The following is a 3889-nucleotide window of genomic DNA, read 5'->3' on the forward strand; positions in this document are numbered from 1 at the left end:
TGGCCGGGCGGTCGATCAGGTCATTGATGCCGCGTTTGCCGCTGAGCAGCGGGCCGTCGAGCACGTCTTTCATGCGCCGGTTCTGATCCTTGCCGAGGTCGACCAGTGTGCTCAGATGGCGCTCGACGAAGTCGGCCGGGGCCACTTCAGCGAAATATTCGCGGGTGTAAAAGCGTCGATCCGCCTCGGCGGTGACGCGAGCGTGCGCCGTGAAATCCGGGGCAACGCCGTCGAAGCGGTTCAGCGCCAGTGACTCGTCCAAAGCCTTTTCGCGCTGTTGCTGCAGTTCAGGTCGAGACTGAGTATCTGCCGGGACAATCTCACCCCCCTTGTTCAGATAGTCGAGCAGCGCCTGCCGGGTATTTTCCCGATCCGCTTCGGGCAATTGCTCCAGCTCAGCGAACAATGCCTGGGCGCGCGGATCGTCGCTGGCCTTGGCCAGGGTGTCGAAATCCTGAGCGCCGAGCTGGCTCAGCGACTCGATGTAACTGGCCAACAGATAGTCGCGCTCATTGTTGTCGGTGTTGCTCCACTGCTCGATCCAGCCGACCACCAGGTCCTGATAATCGGCCAGATCGCGCATCACCCCGAGGTCGTCGTTGACCAGCAGAAACAGCGTGTCGTCCTGATAAGGCCCGCGCACCCGGCCAAGAAATTCGCCGATATGCGCCTCGCGAAAACGCCGTGGGTTTTCCCACAGATAGGGTTCGCGCTCGTGCTCCGGCGCATCGCTGACCTGCACCGCCGGCATGCGCGTGGCGTCCGCCTCGGCCAGCGGTTTCGCTGTGCAGGCGACTTCCGCCAGCCACTGTTTCGCCTGGGCCACGGTGAGCAGATGCTCGCCGCCGATCAGACAATGCACCGGGCCGAGATCGACCGCCTGCATGAAGTGCTCGCGCTCCTCCGCGCTGTCCAGCACCTGTCGGCATTTCGCCGCGCTCAACTGCACGTCGGCGAAGGTCACGTAGAGGGTGCTTTTGCGCGAGAAGATCAACGCCGGACGTTCTTCGATGGCGCTGCGCTGATCCTCGCTGACGCTTTTGCCGCGATGCAGCAATGCGCTGATGACGCCGTCGAGCACGCGATATTCGTACAGCTCACCGTTGAGACTGTCGACGATGTACAGCCAACCGTCGCGCAGGCGGCGGATGCCCATGGGGCGCGTGGTCAGGGTGTACGGCAGCGTGATTTCGGTGCTGGGGTCGAAGGGTTTTTCGACAAGGCCGTACGCGAGGGGCAATAGTTGCACGTGGGTGTTGCGCAAGGGGCAGGCGGCGGGGCCGATGATCGGGGCTTTGGACGCGGCGGCTGCCGCAAGGTCGGCGGGATGGTTCATGGTCGGACTCTTTCAGACGCCCATTGGCGGGCCATTGAAACGGCCAGCGTCAAGCGCTCACCGATCGGTTGCAGGGAGGGCTCGTGTAGCAAGTGCTGGATCTGCGGATGCCGATCCGGATCAGCGCCGTTGAGAGAGGCGACAAGGTTGGCGAAGTAAAGCCATTCCGATTGGCTGCTCAGGCCGAGCGCGCTGGCTTTTGCCTCGATTTGTTCCAGAAGCATCCAACGTTCAGCGATGGTTTCCCCGGTATGAAACCAGGGAAAATATTCAAGCAAATACGCATCGACTTGTAGCAACACCCGCCGCCGATCCACCCGATCCAGCGCGGCATCCTGCTCCGCACTCAACCGATACGGCGCCACCAGCGCCCCACCCTGCCCTTGCTGAGGTCGCTGACAGTGCCAGACTTGCCGCGCACCATCCGCCGTGACCACGCACCCCAGCGGCCCGAACAGACTCGCATCGCCGCTGGCAAACAGCGCCTGCGCCACCGCGGCATCCGCCAGCCGCAACAACACCGGCGAGCCGACCGGCAACTCGACGATCAGCAACTGACGCAAGTGCGCGACGATTTCATGCGCCGGCGCGGCGCTGAACAACAGCACGCCCCATTCCTGTTGGGCGTGCTGGCGATAAAACCGCGCCACCGGATCGTCAGCGTCAGCGAGCGCCACCAGCAGCGGCGAGACGTCACGCAGGGCCGAAAACGGTGGCTGGTCGTAGAGCGCAAAAGCGTTGGCGGCGGGGTCGAGCCTTCGCAGTTGCGCCGGCAAATCGGCGATCGTCGCACCGTCGAGCAGCACAAACGCCTGCTGCTCAGCCCACGGCAAACCTTCAGGCCAATCCGTCAAAAGGCTCATGCCTGGGCCGCCTCGCAGATCAGGCAACGCGAGGTCCGCGTGGTCAGCAGCGCATGCCGTTGCTGCACGGCATCGAACGTCGCCTTGAGCAACGGCGCAGCCCCCGGTAGCAAGGGTTCCGCTGGCAGACACACCGTCGGCGCCCCGCCCTGCACCACCGGCACACTGCTGAAAATGCCGGCGGCGCCGACCGTCAGCCAATGCCCGCCAGCAGCCAGAGTGATCTGCAGGCCGCTGTTGAAAACCACCTGCTCGCCCGCGCCGAAATGCAGCTGCTGCGCGGCACTGACGCGCTGGCTGGCGACCCGCACATGCTGCTCGCCCTGCACCCACAGATGATCGTCCTGCTTGAGTTCAGTCAGGCGATTGCCATGGGTCAGATGATGTTCTTCGTCGCGCAACTCAAGGCTGGAGACGCCGCCAATCACTTGGCTATGCAGGTTGTCGATCTGCACACGCAAGTCATTGAGCACGTGCTGCACCAAGTCGCGCTGCGCCCTGATGGAGATTTCTTCCGCGCCTTGCCGGTCCTCGATGCGCAGTTCGTTGTAACCACCGCCACCGGGGCTGCTCTGGCTGCGCCAGATGCTACGCGTCTGTTGCGCCGGCAGGTCCAGTGGCACCGGGGTTTCGGCGTTGGGCAGGCAGGCGAGCACATGCGGTTTGTCCGGATCGCCATCGGTGAAGCCCACCAGCACTTCCATACCGACGCGAGGAATCTGCACGCTGCCGTAGCGGTCATGTGCCCAGGCAGTGGCCACGCGCAGCCAGCAACTTGACTGTTCATCACGCTGGCCGTCGCGATCCCAGAGCATTTGCACTTTCACCCGGCCGTAGGCATCGCTGTAGATTTCTTCGCCGGGCGGGCCGGTCACCACCGCCAGCTGACTGCCGCTGACGCGCGGTTTGACATGCCTGAGCTGCGGGCGAAACACCACGTCCCACGGTGTCGCGACGAAATGGTTGCGATAGCCCTGACTGAAACCATCTGCGTCAGCCTGCTCGGTGAACGCTTCCTCGAGCACTTGCGGCTGTTTGCCGATGTGCTCGACCTCGGTCAGCAACCATAAATCGTTGCAGTCGGCGCGCGAGTATTCCGCCATGGTCATGAAACTGCCGCCGCGCATCAGCGCCTGATTGCTGCGCCCGTTAGCCAGACGATAGTCGGCACCATGGCGCTCCAGCGCACGCTGGCTGAGGTGCTTGCCGCGCTCGCGATGGGTGAACTGCCCGGGAAACTCATAATCTTCCAGCAGCGGAACTTGCGCTGCACTGACCTTGGCGTCCAACTGCACTGCGGGCTTTTCGAAGTGATAGTCGCGGCGCTCGACGAGGTTGGAGCGTGGCTCCAGGCGCACAGTGAACTGGTCGATAACCGGCGCATTGGCAACCAGGCCGTTGCCCTGCACATAGCGCGTCGTCACGTCGTGTTTGAGGAACGCCGTTTGATCGTCGCCGAACACCAACAGGTGCGCCTCACGGCGGTGGCGGAAGTGAAAGTGCAGGCCCTCCTCTTCGCACAGCCTCTGGATGAAGTGCAGATCGGATTCCTGGTATTGCACGCAATACACCCGCGCCGGGTACTCGGCGCTGAGCTGAAAATGCCAGGCATCGGCCTGCATGCCGTGATCGCTCAACACATTGGCGATGATCTGCGGCACGCTCAGGTTCTGGAAAATCCGCTGATTGC

Annotated in this window: 3 protein-coding genes; all 3 read right to left on the minus strand. The window is 63.3% G+C overall.

Annotation, left to right across the window (positions count from 1 at the left end):
- Window positions 1-1336, minus strand: a 1336-nt coding sequence (locus tag OQK_RS30700; protein WP_016775397.1) for a toxin VasX, incomplete at its 3' end; no start/stop codon positions are given.
- The gene (locus OQK_RS28110) at window positions 1333-2199 is read right to left on the minus strand and encodes a DUF4123 domain-containing protein (RefSeq protein WP_016775398.1); all 867 of its coding nucleotides are present in this window, start codon (window positions 2197-2199) and stop codon (window positions 1333-1335) included. The genes OQK_RS28110 and OQK_RS30700, both read right to left, overlap by 4 nt.
- A partial coding sequence (tssI, locus tag OQK_RS28115) for a type VI secretion system tip protein TssI/VgrG (RefSeq protein ID WP_016775399.1) occupies window positions 2196-3889 on the minus strand: 1694 nt, incomplete at its 5' end. The genes OQK_RS28110 and tssI, both read right to left, overlap by 4 nt.

It is taken from the genome of Pseudomonas sp. R62 (assembly GCF_000257605.1).
GTDB classification, from domain to species: Bacteria; Pseudomonadota; Gammaproteobacteria; order Pseudomonadales; family Pseudomonadaceae; genus Aquipseudomonas; species Aquipseudomonas atacamensis.

What these genes read in the sequence shown, in the direction of transcription:
- OQK_RS28110 (WP_016775398.1), bottom strand. Translation starts at nt 2,199, where the DNA reads ATGAGCCTTTTGACGGATTGGCCTGAAGGTTTGCCGTGGGCTGAGCAG.